This window comes from Mycobacterium sp. SMC-15 (genome assembly GCF_045310925.1).
Classification (GTDB): Bacteria; Actinomycetota; Actinomycetes; order Mycobacteriales; family Mycobacteriaceae; genus Mycobacterium.
On record NZ_JBJIAJ010000001.1, the window covers coordinates 635,901 to 655,890 of the forward strand.

A 19,990-nucleotide genomic window follows, 5' to 3' on the forward strand; every position below is an offset into this window, starting at 1 on the left:
CCGATCAACTCAGGCCAGCTCTGTCACGTGCACAGCATTATTAACACAGCCGGGTAAACGGGCTACAGCGGACTCAATATAGAGCCCGCCCGTACGTGTACCGATGCCCGCCCAATGCGGGACTACGGCCCCAGCGGAGCCCGATGACGCTTATCGCGCGCCGGGACACCATTGGGACCGCCGATGGACTGCGCATAGTTTGCCACTGTGAACGCCACCGCGGCACCGGTTAGCGCCAATGCGTGCTGATTGATCTGTTCGACCGTGTCGCCGGGGCCGTGGTAGTTCGGGTCGAACGCCGCTCCGGGCTTTCCACCCCACAGTCGGGCCTGTGCGGTGGTCTTGAGTTGAGAGGCACCGGTGGTGATGCCCCCGATCGGCACCCCGGCCACCACAAACGGGCTGTAGTCGGTGTCACTGCTCAGCGGCATATCGGCGGGCCGCACGCCCACCAGGTTGAGGTAGCCGGAAAGGGTGCGTTCGATTCCGGCCGATCCCACCGGCACGTCAGCGGGGGTGATGTCGCGGCTCGGCAGCGCGGACTGATCTCCGTCATAGGTGAAGAAGCCAGGATTGGGCGAGGCGAGCATGTCGAAATTGAGGTACAGCGCGATGTCGTTGAGCTGATCGCGGTCGAGCCCGAAGACGTAGTCGCTGGAACCGCCGAGCTGTTGTTCCTCGGCGCCCCAGAACGCAAACCGGACCGCATTGGTCACAGCCGGTTCCGGGCCCAGCTGCAGCGCGGTCTCCAACACCGCGGCCACCCCAGAGCCGTTGTCGTTGATTCCCGGCCCGCCCGGTGCACCGTCCAGGTGCGCCCCGACCATCACGACCTCATGCTCAGAGCCTGTTTTCGTCTGCGCCACGACATTGCGGGAAGTGATCTTCACGGTGTTGGCATCGAGCACCAGCCGCACCTTCCCGGTGGTGCGCCGCAGCGCGCTGTCGCCGTCGCGCCCGGCCACCGCCACCGGCATGGTGAGGTGGTCGTAGTACTCGGGCGGGAACAATCCGGCAGGAGCCCCGTTGCGGCTCGGCAGGCTCACCACGACCAGTGCGGCGGCGCCATGCTCGGCCGCCACGTTCTGCTTGACCACCACCGAACAGCCGGCGTCGCTGACCACGGCGATTCCCCCGCGGGGCACTTTCGGGGGGTAGTCGGCCGCCGCGCAGCCCGACGAGCGCGTCGGGCGGACCACCGGACCGCTGACCCCGCCGGCCGGAGTGCGCACCAGCAGCGAGGCCTGATCGACCGAGTAGCCGATCCCGCCGACGGTCAGCGTGGGCTTGCCGGCCGAGACGGTGTCCAGCCTGATGAGCTCCGGTGTCGCCACCTCGAAGCCTTTGTCCCGCAGGGCATTGGCCACGTAGTCGGCACTGGCGTCGAACCCCGGTGTGCCGTCGGCCCGATTCCGCTGGTGCGCGTCAGCGATCTCCTGCAGGCGCTGCAGGTGCGCAAGCATCGCGCCAACGGTGACCTGACCGGCCAGCCGATTCGACAGCGGTGGCGAGACCGGCTCCGGCGCGCAGCCCGCCAGCACGCCGACGGCGACCAGCAGGGCTGCCGCCGGACGGATCATGGCTGGGTGACGGCGTGGCGGGTGCGATCGTCTCGCACCGGGACCCCGTTGCGACCGCTGAGATCCTGGGCATACAAGCCGACGGAGTAGGGCACGCCGCCGCCGTTGATGGCCAGTTCGTCGCGGTCGATGTTCTCGACGGTGTCGCCCTTCTGGTGATAGTTCGGGTCGAACGGCTCATCTGCGGCGCCGCCCCACAGTTTGGCCTCCTCGGGCGACTTCTTGACCTCCGCGCCGGAGAACAGCCCGCCCGACGGGATACCGGCCTGGGTGAATCCGTCGTAGTCGGACCGTCCGTCGAATGAGGTGTCCTGGGGCTCCTTGCCGGCCGACTTGAGATAGGCGACCATCGTCCGCTCGATGCCCGCCGAACCTTCCGGCACCACCGGCTGGCCCCGCTTGTCCACCGGCAGCGATTGGTCGCCGTCGTAGGTGAAGTAGCCCGGATTCGGCGAGCCCAGCATGTCGAAGTTCAGGTACAGCGCAATGTTTTTGAGCTGCTCGACGTCGAGCGACTCGACGTACTTCCGCGAGCCGATCAGGCCGAGCTCCTCGGCGCCCCAGAAACCGAACCGCACCGCGTTGTGCACCTGCGGCGAATCACCCAACTGCAAAGCGGTTTCCAGCACCGCGGCAACGCCGGAGCCGTTGTCGTTGATGCCCGGACCCTCCGGAACGCTGTCCAGGTGAGCCCCGAGCATCACCACGTTCTCGGTCGACCCGGTCTTGGTCTGCGCGATCACATTGCGCGACGGGATGTCGTCGGTGTGCGCGTCCAGCTTGACCGTCATCGCCCCGTGTCCGTCGCGCAGCATCGCGCCGTCTGCCTTGGTCACGCTCACCACCGGAACCTTGACCTCGGTCTGCTCGCCCAGGGTGCCGCCCATCTTCGGTTCGTCGACGCTGTCGGCCACCACCATCGCCACCGCACCCAACTCCACGGCGACGGCCATCTTCTCCTTGAACGGACAAGTTCCGCGGTCGACCAGCACGACGGCGTCCTTGACCGTGAGCCCCTCATAGTCTTCGGCGCTGCAGCCCGGGCTGTCGTCGGCCGGCGCCGCGACCAGCGGACCGGTGACACCCTCGGGCGCGGTGCCGAGGCTGTACATCAGCGCGCGGGCCTCGACGGTCTTGTCGCCGAGGTGCACCGAGCCCGGTTCGGACTTGAACACCCGGGCGGTGAACTCGGGGGTCTGGACGTCGAAACCGTGATCGCGCAGGGTGCTGGCCACGTACTCGACGCTGGCGTCATAGCCCGGGGTGCCGATGGCCCGAGTGTCGTTGTTGGCGTCGGCGATGTCCTGCAGCTTCTGCAGGTGGGCCATCATGGCGTCGACGGTGACCTTGTCGCGCAGGCTACTGGCGAACTCAGCTGCCGCTGCGGGATCCGCTCCCTGCTCGGTGTTTTCCGGGGTGCGGCTGCAGCCGGCGCTGAACAGCGCACCGACCAACACAACGCCGAGGGCAGGGATTAACTTCGACTTGTACTCCACCGCGTCCACGTTAGTGGGTGCGCAGCACGGGTGAAGTCAGGCCCGGCCGCCAGCCTGCACGGCGAGCAACTCGGCGACCGCGGCCATCCCCGCGGCGTTGGGGTGAAAGGGCCACGGCCGCCAGGGCAGCGGCACGCCCGCCCCCACCGTCCAGGGCCGCGCCGACCATGGGTGGTGCTTTCGGCTGGCCTGTCCGGCGCGGACGACCTCACAGCCGGTGGCCGCCGCCGCTGCGGCGGTGTGGCGCTCCAGTCGATCGGCGACGTGGCGGGCCAGGGTTACGACGTCCTGCGGCAGCCGCCCGGCCCGGACCCCGGCCGGCGGCAGCAGGGTCAGGTAGTCGACGAAGAACACCCGAGCGCGCGGTGCGCGGTCCCGCACCGCCGCGCCGACCGCTCGCAGGGCTGCTTCGACCTCATCCAGTGCCTGCTCGCGCTGCCCGGGATCCAGCAGACCGGCGATGGCAGGCAGCAGCCGAAAGACCCCCGGCAGGGTCGCGGCCATCAACAGCGGCACGTAGCCGACGTCGTTGCCGCCGATGGTGATGGTCACCAGGGATTCCGAACCGTCGAGAGCCTCGATCTGCGGCGGCGCACCATGTTGGCGTTCGCTGCACAGATGGGCGGTCGTGGCGCCGGAGAACGTGACGTCCACCAGGTCGAGGTTCAGCGCCTGCGCGACCAAGTGCGGGTAGTTGCGCGCCGAGCGGCCCGACGCCGGGGGCGCCCCCGCAGCGCGAGGCCGGATCCCGGGGCCGGCCGCCATCGAACTTCCGAGGGCGACATAGCGATTCACGCTGGGCCGCTTCCGCCGAGTGTGAATCTGGCGACGCGACACGCCGCCCAAGCGTCGCGATTTTCACACTCGGTGGGCGTCACAGGGCGGGACTCGACGCCTGCGCCCAGAACCGCTTCGGAATACGTCCGGCGCGGCGCGCCAGATACCCCGCGGTGACGGCGGCGGCCATCGCCGCGGCCATGGCGGGCGGGTCGGTCGCTCGGGTCACCGCGGTGGCCAGCAGCACCGCATCGCATCCCAGTTCCATTGCCAGCGCGGCATCGCTTGCGGTGCCGATCCCCGCGTCAAGCACCACCGGCACCCCGGCGGCGGCAACGATCATCTCGATGCTGTGCGGGTTGGCGATGCCCAGCCCGGTGCCGATCGGCGAACCCAGCGGCATCACGGCCGCGCATCCGGCGTCCTCGAGCCGGCGGGCCAGCACCGGGTCGTCATTGGTGTAGGGCAACACCACAAACCCGTCGTCGACCAATTGTTCGGCAGCACGCACCAATTCGATGCCGTCGGGCAGCAGGGTGCGCTCGTCGCCGATCACCTCCAGCTTGACCCATTCGGTACCGAGCGCCTCACGCGCCAACTGGGCCGTCAGCACCGCTTCAGCGGCACTACGGCAGCCGGCGGTGTTGGGCAGCGGCGTGATGCCAAGCCGACTCAGCAGATCCAGCATGCCGGTACCGCCTTCGGCGTCGACGCGGCGCATCGCGACCGTGGTCAGCTCGGTGCCGGACGCCACCAACGCCTCTTCCAGCGATGTCAAGCTTTGCGCCCCACCGGTTCCCATGATGAGCCGGGAGCTGAACTCTCGCCCGGCGATGGTCAGCTTCGCGTCATCAACCACCTTGCACCGCCGTCACCACGTCGAGACAGGCACCGTCGGACAGCGCAGTGGCCCAACGCGATTTCGGTAGCACCGCTTGGTCCACCGCCACCGCGATACCGCGGTCGGGATAACCCATCGAAGCAAGCAGTGTCGCGACCGTGGTCGCCTCGGCCACTTCTACCTGCTTCTGGTTGACATTGATGATCATCGTTGCACTCCAACCGGAAGTAGTTCGGACACAACCTGTTCGGCGGTCCACGGCGCCAACAGGAACCCGTTGCGGCCATGCCCGGCAGCGACGTAGGTCCGTTCGTCGAGACGCTGCACCAGCGGTAGATTGTCCGGCGTCATGGGCCGCAGGCCCGCGGCACATTCGGCGAGCTCGTACTCCCCCAACGCCGGAACCAGCGCGCAGGCGTCGTCGAGCAGGTCACGCACCCCGGAGACCGCCGGTGCGGTGTCGCGGCCGTGCTCGTACTGGGTGGCCCCGACCACCACGCCATCGGGGCGCGGCACCAGGTAGACCGCCCGGCCGTGCACCCGGGCCCGGATCACCCGCTGCGGCGGGGGCAGGCAGCCTTTACGCCAGCGCAGCCGCAGCACCTCCCCCTTGACCGGCCGGATCGCCAAGCCGGGCCACAGCGCGGGGGCGTCGATACCGTTGGCGATCACGACGGCGTCGTCGGCGGCCACCTCGGCGAGATCGCGCACCGGCGGAGCCCAACTCACGCCGAGTTCCTCGCACGCGTCGACCAGCGCGCTGACCACCGCGCGGTTGTCGACGGCCAGTTCGGTGGGTGCCCGGAAACCATGCCGAATACCGCCGGCCAGCAGAGGTTCGACATCGCGGGCGGCGGACTCCCAGATCACCGGATGGCCTTGGGCGGAGAGCCAGTCGGCGACGGTGCGCAGGTCGGCGACGTCGGCCCGGTCGGCGGCCACCACCAGCGATTCGCGTGCGGTGACAAGGTGGGCCGGCAGCCCGTCGAGGAAGTCGTGCCACAACTCCAGCGAGCGCAACCCCAGCCGCAAGTGCTGATCCTCGCCCGGCCAGCCCTCACTGTGCGGGGCCAACATGCCGCCGGCCACCCAGGAGGCACCGTGCTCGGTGGTGCGGTGCACGCGCACCGTCCACCCGGCCCGGGCGGCCTGCCGAGCCACCGACAGTCCGATGACGCCGCCGCCGATGACGGCCAGCGAACCGAGCGAGGGTCCGGGCATGTGCTGCTCCCTTCCACCTGCTCGCGTGTCAACACACCAAGCTAGCCGCTAGCGTCGCGGTGTGCACAAACGCTCCGACCGTCTCGCCCGACTCGCTGATGCCCGGCTCTACCTGTGCACCGATGCCCGCCGGGAACGCGGTGACCTGGCCGAGTTCGCCGACGCCGCCCTGGCCGGTGGCGTCGACATCATCCAGCTGCGCGACAAGGGTTCGCCGGGCGAGCAGCGGTTCGGGCCGTTGGAGGCGCTCGGCGAATTGGCGGCGCTGGAGATCCTGGCCGAGGCCGCGCGCCGGCACGGGGCACTGCTGGCGGTCAACGACCGCGCCGACATTGCCCGCGCCGCAGGCGCCGACGTGCTGCACCTGGGCCAGGACGACCTGCCGCTGCCGGCGGCGCGAGAGGTCATCGGGCCCGAGGTGCTGATCGGCCGCTCGACCCACGACCGCGATCAGGTCGCCGCGGCCCTGGCCGAACCGGTCGACTACTTCTGCACCGGGCCGTGCTGGCCCACCCCGACCAAACCGGGCCGGTCTGCACCGGGCCTGGAGCTGGTGCGGTTCGCCGCCGACCAGCAACCCGCCAAGCCGCGGTTCGCCATCGGCGGCATCGACCTCGAGCGGTTGCCGCAGGTGCTGGCCGCCGGCGCAGACCGGCTGGTGGTGGTGCGGGCGATCACCGCCGCCGAGGATCCGCGGGCTGCTGCGGCGGCGCTGCGGACCGGGCTCGCGCCGAGCGTGCACTGAGCACGAGATTTCCCAGTATTTTTCGCGCTGAGTACACGTTCGCCGAGTCGGAGCGTCATTGCCGACGTCACACGCCGCGCAGCAGCTCCCAGCTGGCGGCGAACCCCGGGTGCAGCGGCAGCCCGGCGACCTCGTGTTCGTCGACCCACCGCAGTTCGGTGCTCTCCCCGTTGGGCACCACCGGCAGCAGTTCGTCGGCGTCGGCGACCACGGTGGTGTAGGTCCAGGTGGTGCCGCTGGCCGACGCGGTCACCACGGCCGCGCGCACCACGATCCGATCGGCGGGCAGGCCGGCCTCCTCCTGCGCCTCGCGGATGGCGGCCTCTTCCACGGTCTCATGACTGTCGCGGGCGCCGCCGGGCAGTGCCCAAGTGCCACCCTGGTGACTCCACCAGGCGCGATGCTGCAGCAGTACGGTGCGGGAGCCATCGGGGCGGGGCGCCCGCAGCAGCAGGCCTGCCGCACCGTGCCGACCCCAGAAGCGGACGCCAGTATCGGAAAACGCCCACCCATCGCCGTCACCACGCACGCTTGGAAGCGTATCGGGGCGGGCAAGGTCTCGGTTCTGGTGAGATCGCGCGACGTTTTCGACAACAACCGCGTCGACAGGACGCGCAGACACCGCCCTCGCTCTTAGAATCCCTTTATTATCGTTGGTGCCGCGAGCAGCCGCACAGGGATGGAGTCTGAACAGACGTGACCGTTGAGTTGGCGCACCCGTCAACCGAGCCGGCGGGGTTACGGTCGCCGACCGAACCGGCCCGACCCCGCTGGTGGTTCTTCACCACCACCCCCGGACGCATTCTCGCCATCGGACTCATCCTCGCCGCCCTCGGCGGCATCAGCGCCTTCGCCACCGCCAGCGCGATCAACAACCGACAGAACACCCTGACCACGGTTCTCGACCACACCGAGCCGTTGGCGTATGCCGCCGGGCAGCTGTACACCACGCTGTCGGTCGCCGACGCCGCAGCTGCCACCGCGTTCATCGCTCAGGGCGAACCGCGTGCGGTGCGGGAACGCTACGAACAGGCCATCACCGCCGCCGCGGTGGCGGTGACCAGGGCCTCCGGCGGTCTGGACGACGAGCCCCTGTTGCAGCTGCTGGGGCGCATCAATGCGCAGCTGGCCGTCTACACCGGGCTGATCGAGACCGCCCGCACCAACAACCGCTCGGGCGATCCGGTCGGCTCGTCGTACCTGTCGGAAGCCTCCGAGCTGATGCAACACACCATCCTTCCCGACGCTCAGCGCCTCTACCAGGCCACTTCGGCGACCGTGGACCTTCAGACCACAGCGTCGACGCGGGTGCCGGCCCCGGTGATCCTGGTGGTGGCGACCACCGTGCTGTTCGGCGCGTTCGCACACCGCTGGCTGGCCCGGCACACCCGGCGGCGCATCAATCCCGGCCTGGTCGCCGGCGGCCTGGCGATCCTGCTGATGATCATCTGGGTCGGAACGGTGCTGGTGATCTCCACCGCGGGCAGTCGCAACGCCAAGGACACCGGCGCCGAGTCGCTCAAGGCGATCACCAACCTGGCGATCACCGCGCAGCAGGCGCGTGCCGACGAGACCCTGTCACTGATCCGGCGCGGCGACGAAGAGACCCGCAAACAGACCTTCTACCAGCGCCTCGACATGATGCAGGAGCAGCTGGAGGGTTATCTGGACCGCGGCGACGCCGTGGACAAGGCCGACCTGGCCAACGCCGGGCAGCTGCTGGCTCGGTGGCGGCAGGCCAATGACCGGATGAACGCCTACATCAGCGTCGGCAACTACCGGGCCGCCACCCAGGTAGCGCTGGGCGGCAGCGGTGATGACTCGACGCCGGCGTTCGACCAGCTCGACGCGGCCCTGGATAAGGCGCTGCAGCACAGTCGCAATCAGCTGCGCGGCGATGTCCTCAACGCCCGCCGGGTACTGTCGGTGGCCCCGGTGGGGGGCGCGGTACTCAGCATGGGTGCCGCGATCGCGGTCGCGCTCGGGTTGTGGCCTCGACTGAACGAGTACAGATGATGAAACGCCGTCGGCCCCGGCTGCTGCTGTGCGCACTGAGTGCGGCATTGGTGCTGTCCGGCCTGACCGGATGCGGTCGCACCGAGTTCGTGTCGGCGACCGCGATGCCGACGCTGCCGCCGCCCACTCCGGCCGGCATGGAGGAGCTGGCGCCCGAGGCGCCGCGCCCTCCCGACCCGCGTACCGAGGACTGCGACGCCACCGCCAGCCTGCGCCCGTTCCACAACAAGGCCGAAGCGGACGCCGCGGTGGCCAAGATCCGCCACCGCGGCCGGCTGATCGTGGGCCTGGACATCGGCAGCAACCTGTTCAGCTTCCGCGACCCGATCACCGGTGAGATCACCGGTTTCGACGTCGACATCGCCGGGGAGGTGGCCCGCGACATCTTCGGCACCCCTTCGCAGGTCGAATACCGAATCCTGGCGTCGGCCGAACGGATCGCGGCCCTGCAGAAGTCCGAAGTCGATATCGTGGTCAAGACCATGAGCATCACCTGCGGCCGACGTGAGCTGGTGAACTTCTCGACGGTGTATCTGGTGGCCAACCAGCGTCTGCTGGTGCCGCGCGACTCCGCGATCCGCCAGGCCGCGGACCTCTCCGGCAAACGGGTCTGTGTCGCGCAGGGCACCACCTCGCTGCGGCGGATCCGCAACATCACACCGGCCCCGATCATCGTTTCGGTGGTGAACTGGGCCGACTGCCTGGTGGCGCTGCAACAGCGTCAGGTCGACGCCGTCAGCACCGACGACTCGATCTTGGCCGGCCTGATGGCCCAAGACCCGTATCTGCACATCGTCGGACCGAGCATGGACGAAGAGCCCTACGGCATCGGAATCAACCTGAACAACACCGGGCTGGTGCGTTTCGTCAACGGAACCCTGGAGCGCATCCGCCGCGACGGCACGTGGAACACCTTGTACCGCAAGTGGTTGACGGTGCTGGGGCCGGCGCCGGTGCCTCCGACACCGAGGTACTCGGACTGATGGCGCGCCGCGACGATGAGGAGCGCAGCGACGCTGAGGAGCGGCGCAGCGAGCACGACGACGACGCACCGGACCAGGCCGCAGCCGAGCTGGAAGACGACGGCCCGGCCACCCAGCGGGCCGACGTGCTGGCCGAATCGTCGTCGGTACGCCGGCCGATGTCGACCCAAGCGATCTTCCGTCCCCGGGAGGGTTCGCACTCCACGGGCTCGGCCGAATCCCACGACACGACGGTGGTGCGCACCGTCGCTCCGCGACGGCGTTTGGGCGGTGGCCTGGTGGAGATCCCTCGGGTCCCCCCGATCGACCCCCTCGCCGCGCTCATGGAAAATCCGGAGGTCGCCGAGTCCAAGCGGTTCTGTTGGAACTGCGGACGGCCGGTGGGCCGGTCCACCGGAGAGGCGAAGGGCGCGTCCGAAGGCTGGTGCCCGCACTGCGGAAGTCCGTATTCTTTTCTGCCGCAGCTGAAGCCGGGCGACATGGTCGCTGGGCAGTACGAGATCAAGGGCTGCGTGGCGCACGGCGGCCTGGGATGGGTGTACCTGGCGGTCGACCACAACGTCAATGAGCGCCCGGTCGTGCTCAAAGGCCTGGTGCATTCCGGCGACGCCGAGGCGCAGGCCATCGCGATGGCCGAGCGGCAGTTCCTCGCCGAGGTGACCCACCCGTCGATCGTCAAGATCTTCAACTTCGTCCAGCACCCGGACTCCCACGGCGACCCGGTCGGCTACATCGTCATGGAGTACGTCGGCGGCCAGTCGCTCAAACAACGCCGCGGCACCCGGCTGCCAGTGGCTCAAGCCATCGCCTACATGCTGGAAATCCTTCCCGCACTGGGCTATCTGCACTCTCTGGGGCTGGTCTACAACGACCTCAAGCCGGAGAACATCGTGCTCACCGAAGAGCAGCTGAAGCTGATCGACCTCGGCGCGGTGGCCCGCATCAACTCATTCGGCTACCTCTACGGCACCCCGGGCTTTCAGGCGCCCGACATCGTTCGCACCGGACCCACCGTCGCCACCGACATCTACACCGTGGGCCGGACCCTGGCCGCGCTCACGCTGAAGCTCCGCACTCGTGACGGGCGCTACGTCGAGGGACTGCCCGACGACGACCCGGTGCTCAAGAAGTACGACTCCTACCGCCGGCTGCTGCGCCGGGCCATCGATCCCGACCCGCGCCGGCGCTTCACCTCCGCCGAGGAGATGTCCGCGCAGCTGATGGGCGTGCTGCGCGAAGTGGTCGCGCGCGACACCGGTACACCACGGCCCGGGTTGTCGACGGTGTTCACCCGTTCGCGGTCCACCTTCGGTGAGCACCTGCTGGTCGCGCACACCGACGTCTACCTCGACGGGCATGTGCACTCCCAGAACCTGACGGCCCGTGAGATCGTGACCGCCTTGCAGGTACCGCTGATCGACCCGGGTGACGTTGCCGCCCCGCTGTTGTCGTCGATGGAGCTCAGCGAGCCGGTGCAGACGCTGGATTCGCTGCGGGCGGTGCGGAACAGCTCGCTGGAATCCGACGGCATCGATTTGTCGGAGTCCATCGGGCTGCCGTTGATGGAGGTGCGTGCACTGCTCGACCTCGGCAACGTCACCAAGGCCACCAGCAAGCTCGACGAACTGGCCGAGCAGGTGGGTTGGCGATGGCGGCTGGTCTGGTTCCGGGGGGTAGCCGAGCTGCTCACCGGCGACTACGAGGCTGCCCGTAAGGATTTCACCGAGGTCCTCGACATGTTCCCCGGCGAGCTGGCACCGAAGATGGCCCTGGCCGCCACCGCCGAACTGGCCGGAACCGAAGACGAGCGCGGCTTCTACGAATCGGTGTGGCGCACCGACGACAGCGTCATCTCGGCCGCCTTTGGTCTGGCCCGCGCCCTCTCGGTAGAAGCTGACCGGACGGCAGCGGTTCGCACCCTTGACGAAGTGCCCGCCACCTCAAGGCATTTCACCACCGCGCGGTTGACCAGTGCGGTGACGTTGCTGTCGGGGCGTTCATCCAGCGAGATCAGCGAGGCCCAGATCCGTGATGCCGCACGCCGGGTGGAGGCGCTGCCGGACACCGAGCCGCGGGTACTGCAGATCAGGGCGCTGGTCCTGGGCGCCGCGATGGACTGGCTGACCGAGCACGAGGCCAGCACGAACCACATCCTGGGCTTCCCGTTCACCGAGCACGGGCTGCGACTCGGTGTGGAGATGGCGCTGCGCGCCCTGGCCCGGCTGGCGCCCACCCAGGAGCATCGCTACCGGCTGGTCGACACGGCCAATGCGGTGCGCCCGATGAGCACGTTCTAGATCCGATGGCCGTGCACAGCTGGCGTCGGGGAGCTTGCGCGCTCTCGGTGGCCTTGGCGGTCGCCGCGGCGCCGTCGGCCACCGCGACGCCGAGCGACCGGATCAACGGGGTGACCCTGTCGCAGACCACGGTCGATGGCCGCGACTACGTCCTGCGCGAGATCACCATCGAGCCCGGCGGCAGCACCGGTTGGCATTGGCACCCGGGCACGGTGTTCGGCGTCGTCCGCCAAGGCACCTTGACCCACAATCTCGCGGACTGCAGCCTCGACGGCAGCTACGGACCGGGTGCTCAGATGATCGAACCCGGCGGCCCCGAGCATGTCCACATCGGTCGCAACCTGGGATCGACTCCGGTAGTGCTGCAAGCGGTGTACCTGCTACCGCTCGGCGCCACCCTTGTCGAGGATGCGCCCGACCCCGGCTGCGGTTACGCCTGACCGGCCCCTGAGCCTGCGCCCAGCCGGCGCAGCCGCGGCTCCAAGTCGGTCTTGAACAGCTCCAGGAAGCGCCGCTGGTCGTGACCGGGAGCGTGAAACACCAGGTGGTTCAGGCCCCACTTCACGTAATCGCCGACCTTCTCAACAGCCTCATCCGGGTCTGAGGCGACGATCCAGCGCTTGGCGATCTGCTCGATCGGTAGCGCGTCGGCCGCTTTCTCCATCTCGATCGGGTCGTCGATGGAGTGCTTCTGCTCGGCACTCAGTGACAGCGGCGCCCAGAAACGGGTGTTGTTCAACGCCAAGTCAGGATCGGGGTCGTAGGAGATCTTGATCTCGATCATCTTGTCGATCGTGTCGGCGTCGCGCTCCGCGATGGCCGCGCCTTCCAACACGGCCGGCATCAGCTTTTCGGTGTAGAGCTCCTCGCCCTTGCCGGAGGTGCAGATGAAGCCGTCACCCACGCGCCCCGCATACTTCGCCACCGCCGGCCCGCCGGCCGCGATGTAGACCGGTACGCCCGACTCCGGGACGTCGTAGATCGAGGCCCCCTTGAGCTTGTAGTAGTCGCCGTCAAAGTCCACCCGGTCACCACGCCAGAGTTCGCGCATCAGGCGCACCGACTCGCGCAGGCGCCCGAACCGCTCCTTGAACTCGGGCCACTCGCCGGTGAAGCCGGTGGCGATCTCGTTCAGGGCCTCTCCGGTGCCGACGCCCAGGAAGATCCGCTGCGGGTACAGGCAGCTCATCGTCGCGAAAGCCTGCGCGATGACGGCCGGGTTGTACCGGAACGTCGGGGTCAGCACGGAGGTGCCGAGCTGGATCTTGCTCGTACGCTCGCCGACCGCGGTCATCCAGGCCAGCGAGAACGGGGCGTGCCCGCCTTCGTGGCGCCACGGTTGGAAGTGGTCGCTGACGGTGGCGCTGTCCATGCCATGCGCTTCGGCGGCTACGCCGAGTTCCACCAGTTCCCGCGGCCCGAACTGCTCTGCCGATGCCTTGTACCCGAGTTTTAGTTCCGCCATTCCACCTTTTCTACTCTCCCGCTGCCTTTCTAAACTCACGGGCATGGGTGAGAAGCTCGTCGAACTCGTTCCGGTGACCGAGCGGGTGTACTTGGCCCGCGGCGAAGCCGTCAACTGGCTGCTAGTCACCGATGACACCGGCGTCATGTTGATCGACGCCGGCTACCCCGGTGATCGCACCGACGTGTTGGCGTCGCTGGGCGCCCTCGGCTACCACCCGGCCGACGTGCGAGCGGTGTTGCTCACCCATGCCCACGTCGACCATTTCGGTGCGGCGATCTGGCTCGCCAAGACGCACGGCACCCCGGTGTACTGCCACGCCGACGAGGTCGGCCACGCCAAACGCGAGTACCTGGAGCAGGTTTCACCGCTGGCGCTGGCTCCGCGCCTGTGGCGGCCGAGCTGGGCGCTGTGGAGCGCGCACGTGGTGCGTAGCGGCGGCCTGAACCGTGAGGGCATCCCGTCCGCGCAGCCGCTGACCGGCGAGATCGCCGCCGGACTGCCCGGGCAGCCCGTCGCCATCCCCACCCCGGGCCACACCCGCGGGCACTGCTCTTATCTGGTCGATGGCGTTCTGGCCAGCGGAGACGCGCTGATCACCGGCCACCCGGTGTTGGCCCACAACGGACCGCAACTGCTGCCGGCGCTGTTCAGCCACAGCCAGCAAGACTGCCTACGCAGCCTCAGCGCCCTGGCTCTGCTGGAGACCGAGGTCTTGGCACCCGGCCACGGCGATGTCTGGCATGGGCCGATCAAGGAAGCCGCCGAGGCCGCAATCGACCGTGCCAGCAAACATTAAGGTCACGATCGGATAAGCGCTGATCCTGGCGATTAAGAGCGGGTCTTAATAAATCGCTCCGCACTTGTGGAGTGATTGCCGCCAAAAGGTTCGGCAAGTACAGAAGCGGTGGCCGCGAGGGTCGATGGCTGTGCCCCAGGACACATGGCGTGCACTCCGGCCGCGCGTACCTTGGGCTCCGGACGGGAATTGCATTCACAACCCGGAAGGAAAACCACCATGTCGAAAGCCCATGGCTTCACCATGATTCGCCGACTCGGCCTCGGCGCCGGACTCCTGGGCGCTACTGCCGCCACCCTGGTCATCGCGCCGTCGGCGTCGGCGGCACCGGACTGCAGTCCGGCCGGGGTGTCCGGCACGGTGAACTCCGTTACCGGTTCAGCCCAGCAATACTTGGCCGCTCACCCCGGCGCCAACGCGGTGGTGAATCAGGCCATCAGCTCCCCGCGGCCGCAGGCCGCAGCCGACGTGCGCAGCTACTTCACTGCCCACCCCCAGGAGTACTACGAACTGCGCGGAATCCTGGCGCCTATCGGTGAGACCCAACGGCAATGCCAAACCACCGGACTTCCGCCCGAGTTGGCTTCTGCCTACGCCGAATTCATGGCGGGCTGAGGCCGGCCGGTCAGATCCGGGTGGCCGCAACGTAGCGGATAGCCGCCGGCGCCCCGTCGAGTTCAGGATCGGAAAGCCGGGGCAGCCGGGCCGCCGCGAACAGGTCGGCAATACCGGATTGGGTTGTGGTCCAGCCGCTTTCGGTGAGATGCCGAACGACATCGGTGTGCTCTCCGGAATAGAACGGTCCGGGCCCGGTCAGGCTCAGACCGCGTCGGCGCCACCGCTCGACGAGCGATTCGTGGTGCACAGCCTGCGGCCGGCTCGGCGGCACCGCGTGATCGGCGGCGAGCCGGCTGCCCGGGGCGCTGAGCTGGGTAACCCCGTCGAGCAGACGATTCTGTGCGTCCGAGGGGACGTACCAGACCAGCAGCCCCTCGATGACCCACACGGTGGGCGCGGCGGCGTCAAAACCCACCCGCCGCAAGGCCGCCGGCCAATCGCCGCGTAGGTCGACACCGACCGCGCGCCGGTTGACGCTCGGCGTGGCATCCCAGGCTCGCATCGTGGTGGTCTTGAAGTCGACGACGTGGGGGTGGTCGACCTCGTAGACGATGGTCTCGGCGGGCCACCACAGCCGGTAGGCGCGGGTGTCCAGCCCGGAGCCCAGGATCACCGCCTGGCGGATGCCACCGCGGGCAGCGTCGGTGAAGAACGCGTCGAAGAAGTGGGTTCGTGCCGCGGAGAACTCCGCAAACCGGGGAAATCCCCCGTCTTTGCCGAGCCGGCTGATGTCCAGGTCCCCGTCGGCTACCCGAATGCAGAACTCCAGGCCGACCTTGTGCACCAACGGCGCCGCGAACGGGTCGCTGATCAGATCACGCGACGCGGCCGCGGCCCGTGCGGCCGCCAGCACCGTGGCAATGACACCGGCACCGCTGGCCAAGCTCCCGGCGTCGTCCTGCTCGTTCGGCGCCGTATTCATGGGTCCCCACCGCGGCGGCACGGCGTCAATGCATCCTTCTGCCGGCCGGTGCGCCGTGCACCACCGCCCGGACCTCGTCATCGATCCCGCTGGCCGCGGCGAACAGCATTTCGTCGCCGGCCTGCAACTCCTCGGTCGCTCGGGGCAGGATCACCCGGTCACCACGCTGCACCGCGACCAACGCGGCGCCCTCGGGCAGCACGATGTCGCAGACCCGCCTCCCGATCAGCGGGTTGTCGTCGGGCAGGGTCAGTTTCGTCAGGCTGGCCTGACCGCGCCGCAAGCCCATCAACGGCACCAGATGGCCGACATCGATGGCGCCCTCCACTGCGGCGACCATCGCCCGCGGGGTGGAGACGGCCACGTCGATACCCCACTCTTCGGTGAACAGCGGCTCGTTGCGGGCGTTGTTCACCCGGGCCACTACCCGGGCCACTCCGAACTCCGCTTTCGCCAGCAACGCGGTAGCCAGGTTGGCCTTGTCGTCACCGGTGGCAGCGATCACCACATCACAGATCTCGATTCCGCATTCCCGCAGCGCACTCAGCTCGCAGGCGTCGGCCAGCAGCCACTCGGCTTCCGGGACGGTCTGCGGCTGGTAGTGCGCCGGGTTGCGCTCAATCAGCAGCACCCGGTGGCCGTCGCCGATCAGTTCTCGTGCGACGGATCGCCCCACCGCGCCGGCGCCGGCGATCCCGATGCGCATGATGGCTCCCCTCATCCCCGGGCTGCCGCGGCCGCTCCGGGCGTAACACGGTCGTGACAGCGCTACTGATTTACTGACAGATAACACGAACCCGCTGACTTTGAGCGAATCACATGGGCGGGTCCGACCGCCACCAACAGCCCGAACGGGGATCAGATGAGCCTGGAACAGCTCTACCTGGCTCTGTTGATCGGGGGCCTGGTCCTGCTGGCCAGCATCATCGCCACCCGCGCGGCGGATCGAGTCGGGTTGCCCAGCCTGTTGCTGTTCCTGCTGGTCGGAGTGGTGATCGGCAACGACGGGCTGGGCCTGGATTTCTCCGATGTGCAACTGGCCAGTGACCTGGGCACCACCGCGTTGGCGGTGATCCTGGTGGAAGGTGGTTTGACGACCCGGTTCGCCAACATCCGCCGGTTGCTGGCGCCGGCGGCCGTGCTGGCCACTGTCGGCGTCGTGGTCAGCATGGCGGTGATCGCGGTGGCCGCGCACCTGCTGCTGGGCATCAGTTGGCAATTGGCGTTCCTGCTGGGTGCGATCGTCTCACCGACCGACGCCGCGGCGGTGTTCTCCATCCTGCGGGTGCTGCCGCTGCCCAGACGGGTGGCCGGCCTGCTGGAGGCGGAGTCCGGTTTCAACGACGCGCCGGCGGCGATCGTGGTGCTGATGCTGAGCACCACGCCGTTGGTGATCGACCCGGTCCACGCCATCGGCGGGGTGTTCTATGAGCTGATAGCGGGCTCGGCGATCGGCCTGGTCGTCGGGCTACTCGGCGCGATGATGCTGCGTCGGGCGGCCTTGCCGGCGTCCGGCCTGTATCCGCTGGCGACGTTCGGGCTCGCCATGGTGGCGTTCGCGGCGGCGGCGTCGTTGCACTCCAGCGGATTCATCGCCGCCTACCTGTCTGGTGTGGTGCTGGCCAACTCCGGCCTGCCGCACCGCGCGGCCATCCGCTCCTTCGCTGAAGGGCTCGGCTGGCTGGCGCAGATCGGACTGTTCGTGTTGCTGGGCCTGCTGGTGAGTCCGAGTCAGTTGTCCGGAGAACTGATCCCCGCGCTGATCATCGGGGCGGTGTTGCTGCTGTTGAGCCGGCCGTTGTCGGTGGTGGCGTCGCTGATCTGGTTCAAAGTGCCCTGGCGAGAACAGATCTTCCTGTCCTGGGCGGGACTGCGTGGCGCGGTTCCGATCGTGCTCGCAACATTCCCGATCGTCGAGGGCGTCCCGGACAGCTACCGCCTGCTCAACATCGTGTTCATCCTGGTGGTGGTCTACACCGTGGTGCAGGGCCCCAGCCTGGGCCTGTTCGCGCACTGGCTGCGGCTGATCCCGCGCGACGCCACCCGCGAGATCCAGGTCGAGGCGGCGCCGCTGGACGTCTTGGAGGCCGAGCTGCTGACGATGACGGTGCAGCCGGGGTCGAAGCTGCACAACGTCTCGGTGCTGGAACTGCGGCTGCCCGACCCGAGCGTGATCACCCTGATCATCCGCAAGGGCGACACCTTCGTCCCCCAGCCCGACACCCGGATCACCGTCGGCGACGAGCTACTGATCGTCACCACCAGCAAGACCCGCCTGTCGGCCGAACGTCGACTACGGGCGGTCAGCCGGCGCGGCAAACTGGCCCACTGGTTCGACGAGTACGGCGACAACGAGTAACCCCGCCTGCGTTGACTCTGCGCTGAGGGCGGGGGCTACTCGCACTTTTGCGCCCTGGACGCAGAGTCAACGGGAAAAGGCGAGCAGCGGGATCGCCATCTCGGCCGGGGTGAGCCCGCCGTGGAAGCCGACCAGTTGCGCCGTCTGCGGCGGCTCGTGGTCGGTCGCCAAGATCGCGGTGTCGCCGGTACAGGTCACCACGACGTCGCCGATGCGTGCCAGATGCCCGTCCCGCACGGGTCCGAACACCCCGGAGGCAACGGCCTGCTCGCGGGTCTGCACCAGGGCCCGCTTGGCCAGGCGTTCCGTCCAGGCCGCCAGCACGTCGGACGTGGCACCGGGCTCGGTGTGCAGGTAGCGCACCCGCGGCTCGCCGGCGACCACCCGAATTCCGGCGCGCAGCACCGGATCCGCGTCGAGGTCGATCCGGGACTCCTCGGGCACGTTGAGCCCACCGTGGTCCGCCGTGACCAGCAGCGCCGCGTCGCGGGGCAGTTCCTCGAGGAGATGACGCAGCAGCGCATCGACCTTGGCGGCCGCGGCGTGCCAGTGCGGTGAGCCGATCCCCGACACATGCGCGGCGTGGTCGAGTGCCGCGGTGTAGCCGTAGACCAGGCCCGGCGAGGCCAGCGCCGCGACGACCCGCTGGGCGTAGGGCTCCCCCTTTGCCACTGGGCAGAATTCCGCGCCTCGGTAGGCGGACTCGGTCAGCCCGCTGCCGATGAACATCTCCGGCAGCACGGCACGGGCAGCCACGCCCGCGTCGTGCAGCCGCTCGAACCAGGTGGGCACCGGCTGCCAGCGCGCCGGCGGCGGCTCGTCACCCCAGAAGATGTGCGTGAGCACCCGATTGGTTCCGGGCACATTGACGGTGAAACCCAGCACGCCATGCTCGCCCGGCGCTACGCCGGTGCCCAGCGAGACCAGGCTGGTCGGCGTGGTGGAGGGGAACGTGCAGGACAGTTCGCTCAGGTGACCGGTGGTACCGGCCAGCACCGACGCCAGCAGGGGTGCGTCCTGGGTCAGTTGCGGCAACAGGTGATAGCCCAGCCCGTCGACCAACACCACCGCCACCCGCTGCACGTCACCGACGCGCTCGCGCAGACCGAGCGTGTCGATCGCGCCCGGAACTCCTAGCAGCGCGGCCGAAGACGGCAGGATTTCGCAGATCGAACCGGGCACCGGTTCAGCCTGCCATCCATCGGCGCAGCGTTGCCGCCGAGGCGCTAGTTAGCGCCTTCGCCCTCTCTCGGCAGATCGGCGCCGGGTTTGGCGGCGCTGGTGTTCGACTTGACCTTGTTGTTATTGCCGCCTGGGGCACCGGAGCCGTTACCGCTACCGCCGGAGCCACCGCCACCGTTGCCGCCGCTGGGCATGCTGAACTTCGGGAAGCCATTGGAATTGTTGGAGTTCTCGGAGTGGTGCTCGCCGTCCGCGGGGGTCGGGGTGGTCTCGCCCGGGGCTCCCGAATCGGTGTCGGAGGGCGCGCCCGGATTGACCTCGGCGGGCGAACCCGCGGTCGCCGGTTCTGGACTGAACTGCCCTGGCGCGTCGTGCAACACCTGATCGAGCTGTGCCAGCGGGTCCTGAAGGACGCCGGAGGCGTCCAGATCCAGCGAGCCCGCGGGAATGTCGGCAACATCGACCGGGTCGGGACCGGCGCTGGCCGCACCGATCAGCGTGTCGAGCAAGTCGTCGAGGTCGGCGTGCGCCGCCGGTGCGACCAGCAAGCAGAATCCCGCGGACACAATCGTCGCCGTCACGCGGGCAACCGCCCGCCGCCCTCGGCCTAGGTGTACTGCCCAGGCAGGTTGGTTGAGAAAGTGTGACGACACGCTGTAAGAGTCGTTGATGGGTGAAGGTCTCCTGCC

General features: G+C 68.7%; 20 protein-coding genes. 8 read left to right on the forward strand and 12 right to left on the reverse strand.

Going from position 1 to position 19,990, the window contains the following annotated elements; translation table 11 throughout:
• Positions 1 to 122: 122 nt before the first annotated feature.
• The 6 genes from ACJH71_RS03030 to thiO form a co-directional block, all read right to left on the reverse strand.
• The gene (locus ACJH71_RS03030) at positions 123 to 1,580 is read right to left on the reverse strand and encodes a M28 family peptidase (protein WP_406756531.1); all 1,458 of its coding nucleotides are present in this window, start codon (positions 1,578 to 1,580) and stop codon (positions 123 to 125) included.
• Entirely contained in the window at positions 1,577 to 3,076 is a 1,500-nt protein-coding gene (locus ACJH71_RS03035) for a M28 family metallopeptidase (protein ID WP_406756532.1), read from the reverse strand. Before ACJH71_RS03035 ends, ACJH71_RS03030 begins: the two co-directional genes overlap by 4 nt.
• A 36-nt stretch (positions 3,077 to 3,112) precedes the next feature.
• Positions 3,113 to 3,871, reverse strand: a complete 759-nt coding sequence (locus ACJH71_RS03040) for an SGNH/GDSL hydrolase family protein (protein ID WP_406756533.1) — start codon at positions 3,869 to 3,871, stop codon at positions 3,113 to 3,115.
• 79 nt (positions 3,872 to 3,950) lie between these two features.
• A complete protein-coding gene (locus ACJH71_RS03045) occupies positions 3,951 to 4,712 on the reverse strand; it encodes a thiazole synthase (protein WP_406756534.1) in 762 nt (253 codons plus the stop codon).
• A complete protein-coding gene (gene thiS, locus ACJH71_RS03050) occupies positions 4,705 to 4,902 on the reverse strand; it encodes a sulfur carrier protein ThiS (RefSeq protein WP_046286680.1) in 198 nt (65 codons plus the stop codon). The genes ACJH71_RS03045 and thiS overlap by 8 nt, the downstream gene beginning before the upstream one ends.
• Complete coding sequence (gene thiO / locus ACJH71_RS03055; RefSeq protein ID WP_406756535.1) at positions 4,899 to 5,915, reverse strand: glycine oxidase ThiO; 1,017 nt, start codon at positions 5,913 to 5,915, stop codon at positions 4,899 to 4,901. Before thiO ends, thiS begins: the two co-directional genes overlap by 4 nt.
• A 61-nt stretch (positions 5,916 to 5,976) precedes the next feature.
• Here thiO and thiE point away from each other — a divergent pair, with 61 nt between their 5' ends.
• Complete coding sequence (gene thiE / locus ACJH71_RS03060; RefSeq protein ID WP_406756536.1) at positions 5,977 to 6,660, forward strand: thiamine phosphate synthase; 684 nt, start codon at positions 5,977 to 5,979, stop codon at positions 6,658 to 6,660.
• 67 nt (positions 6,661 to 6,727) lie between these two features.
• On the opposite strand, the gene ACJH71_RS03065 is transcribed toward thiE, so the two are convergent.
• Positions 6,728 to 7,189, reverse strand: coding sequence for an NUDIX hydrolase (locus tag ACJH71_RS03065; protein WP_406756537.1), 462 nt, complete (start codon positions 7,187 to 7,189; stop codon positions 6,728 to 6,730).
• A gap of 167 nt (positions 7,190 to 7,356) precedes the next feature.
• Between ACJH71_RS03065 and glnX the strand changes: the two genes are divergently transcribed.
• The 4 genes from glnX to ACJH71_RS03085 are packed head-to-tail and all read left to right on the forward strand — an operon-like array spanning position 7,357 to position 12,396.
• Positions 7,357 to 8,676: a protein kinase G-activating protein GlnX gene (glnX, locus tag ACJH71_RS03070; RefSeq protein WP_406756538.1), complete on the forward strand. Its 1,320-nt coding sequence runs from the start codon at positions 7,357 to 7,359 to the stop codon at positions 8,674 to 8,676.
• A complete protein-coding gene (locus ACJH71_RS03075; RefSeq protein WP_406756539.1) occupies positions 8,673 to 9,659 on the forward strand; it encodes a glutamate ABC transporter substrate-binding protein in 987 nt (328 codons plus the stop codon). Before glnX ends, ACJH71_RS03075 begins: the two co-directional genes overlap by 4 nt.
• The gene (locus ACJH71_RS03080; RefSeq protein ID WP_406756588.1) at positions 9,659 to 11,956 is read left to right on the forward strand and encodes a serine/threonine-protein kinase PknG; all 2,298 of its coding nucleotides are present in this window, start codon (positions 9,659 to 9,661) and stop codon (positions 11,954 to 11,956) included. Before ACJH71_RS03075 ends, ACJH71_RS03080 begins: the two co-directional genes overlap by 1 nt.
• A 5-nt stretch (positions 11,957 to 11,961) precedes the next feature.
• Positions 11,962 to 12,396, forward strand: coding sequence for a cupin domain-containing protein (locus ACJH71_RS03085; protein WP_406756540.1), 435 nt, complete (start codon positions 11,962 to 11,964; stop codon positions 12,394 to 12,396).
• Here ACJH71_RS03085 and fgd read toward each other — a convergent pair.
• On the reverse strand, positions 12,387 to 13,421 hold the full coding sequence (gene fgd / locus ACJH71_RS03090) for a glucose-6-phosphate dehydrogenase (coenzyme-F420) (RefSeq protein WP_406756541.1): 1,035 nt from the start codon (positions 13,419 to 13,421) through the stop codon (positions 12,387 to 12,389). The genes ACJH71_RS03085 and fgd overlap by 10 nt on opposite strands.
• A 43-nt stretch (positions 13,422 to 13,464) precedes the next feature.
• Between fgd and ACJH71_RS03095 the strand changes: the two genes are divergently transcribed.
• Entirely contained in the window at positions 13,465 to 14,220 is a 756-nt protein-coding gene (locus ACJH71_RS03095; protein ID WP_406756542.1) for an MBL fold metallo-hydrolase, read from the forward strand.
• Positions 14,221 to 14,439: 219 nt separating this feature from the next.
• Positions 14,440 to 14,835: a heme-binding protein gene (locus ACJH71_RS03100; RefSeq protein ID WP_406756543.1), complete on the forward strand. Its 396-nt coding sequence runs from the start codon at positions 14,440 to 14,442 to the stop codon at positions 14,833 to 14,835.
• A 10-nt stretch (positions 14,836 to 14,845) separates the two neighbouring features.
• On the opposite strand, the gene ACJH71_RS03105 is transcribed toward ACJH71_RS03100, so the two are convergent.
• Together ACJH71_RS03105 and ACJH71_RS03110 are read right to left on the reverse strand one after the other, a co-directional pair.
• Positions 14,846 to 15,760 carry an SAM-dependent methyltransferase gene (locus ACJH71_RS03105; RefSeq protein WP_406756544.1) on the reverse strand — a complete coding sequence of 305 codons (915 nt, stop codon included), beginning with the start codon at positions 15,758 to 15,760 and terminating at the stop codon, positions 14,846 to 14,848.
• 25 nt (positions 15,761 to 15,785) lie between these two features.
• A complete protein-coding gene (locus ACJH71_RS03110) occupies positions 15,786 to 16,466 on the reverse strand; it encodes a potassium channel family protein (RefSeq protein WP_406756545.1) in 681 nt (226 codons plus the stop codon).
• 156 nt (positions 16,467 to 16,622) lie between these two features.
• Here ACJH71_RS03110 and ACJH71_RS03115 point away from each other — a divergent pair, with 156 nt between their 5' ends.
• Positions 16,623 to 18,119 carry a potassium/proton antiporter gene (locus tag ACJH71_RS03115; protein WP_406756546.1) on the forward strand — a complete coding sequence of 499 codons (1,497 nt, stop codon included), beginning with the start codon at positions 16,623 to 16,625 and terminating at the stop codon, positions 18,117 to 18,119.
• A gap of 66 nt (positions 18,120 to 18,185) precedes the next feature.
• Here ACJH71_RS03115 and ACJH71_RS03120 read toward each other — a convergent pair whose 3' ends face one another.
• Entirely contained in the window at positions 18,186 to 19,301 is a 1,116-nt protein-coding gene (locus ACJH71_RS03120; RefSeq protein ID WP_406756547.1) for an alkaline phosphatase family protein, read from the reverse strand.
• A gap of 44 nt (positions 19,302 to 19,345) precedes the next feature.
• A complete protein-coding gene (locus tag ACJH71_RS03125; RefSeq protein WP_406756548.1) occupies positions 19,346 to 19,882 on the reverse strand; it encodes a hypothetical protein in 537 nt (178 codons plus the stop codon).
• Between the last annotated feature and the right edge of the window lie 108 nt (positions 19,883 to 19,990).

Excerpts from the sequence above, each read along its gene's own strand:
- ACJH71_RS03030 (WP_406756531.1), bottom strand. The coding sequence starts at position 1,580 with ATGATCCGTCCGGCGGCAGCCCTGCTGGTCGCCGTCGGCGTGCTGGCG.
- thiS (WP_046286680.1), bottom strand. The coding sequence starts at position 4,902 with ATGATCATCAATGTCAACCAGAAGCAGGTAGAAGTGGCCGAGGCGACC.
- thiO (WP_406756535.1), bottom strand. The coding sequence starts at position 5,915 with ATGCCCGGACCCTCGCTCGGTTCGCTGGCCGTCATCGGCGGCGGCGTC.
- ACJH71_RS03075 (WP_406756539.1), top strand. The coding sequence starts at position 8,673 with ATGATGAAACGCCGTCGGCCCCGGCTGCTGCTGTGCGCACTGAGTGCG.
- ACJH71_RS03080 (WP_406756588.1), top strand. The coding sequence starts at position 9,659 with ATGGCGCGCCGCGACGATGAGGAGCGCAGCGACGCTGAGGAGCGGCGC.
- ACJH71_RS03085 (WP_406756540.1), top strand. The coding sequence starts at position 11,962 with ATGGCCGTGCACAGCTGGCGTCGGGGAGCTTGCGCGCTCTCGGTGGCC.
- fgd (WP_406756541.1), bottom strand. The coding sequence starts at position 13,421 with ATGGCGGAACTAAAACTCGGGTACAAGGCATCGGCAGAGCAGTTCGGG.
- ACJH71_RS03095 (WP_406756542.1), top strand. The coding sequence starts at position 13,465 with ATGGGTGAGAAGCTCGTCGAACTCGTTCCGGTGACCGAGCGGGTGTAC.
- ACJH71_RS03100 (WP_406756543.1), top strand. The coding sequence starts at position 14,440 with ATGTCGAAAGCCCATGGCTTCACCATGATTCGCCGACTCGGCCTCGGC.
- ACJH71_RS03105 (WP_406756544.1), bottom strand. The coding sequence starts at position 15,760 with ATGAATACGGCGCCGAACGAGCAGGACGACGCCGGGAGCTTGGCCAGC.
- ACJH71_RS03110 (WP_406756545.1), bottom strand. The coding sequence starts at position 16,466 with ATGCGCATCGGGATCGCCGGCGCCGGCGCGGTGGGGCGATCCGTCGCA.
- ACJH71_RS03115 (WP_406756546.1), top strand. The coding sequence starts at position 16,623 with ATGAGCCTGGAACAGCTCTACCTGGCTCTGTTGATCGGGGGCCTGGTC.